Here is a 208-nt window from a genome sequence, read left to right on the forward strand (position 1 = left end):
TTTAATATAGAGAATGAGAGAAACAATTACCGCAACCAGTTGAAGGATCAGAATGTATTGGATGTGAATAATAAGGAATATAATTATCAGACGGGGGATCATTATATGGATATTATCAGCGAATGCGAAAAATTAGGCGATTATGTAGTAAATGTTGTTGAGGCACGTACAGATATAAAGGAAAAGAAAATTTGATTTGTAGAAGGAC

1 protein-coding gene is annotated in these 208 nt (G+C 32.7%); it reads left to right on the forward strand.

From position 1 onward, the window contains the following. The coding region (locus tag HJV72_RS19550; RefSeq protein WP_208073551.1) for a hypothetical protein at nt 1-195 on the forward strand (195 nt) is incomplete at its 5' end. Nucleotides 196-208 lie beyond the last annotated feature (13 nt).

The sequence above is a fragment of the Extibacter sp. GGCC_0201 genome, from assembly GCF_017566055.1.
Classification (GTDB): domain Bacteria; phylum Bacillota; class Clostridia; order Lachnospirales; family Lachnospiraceae; genus Extibacter.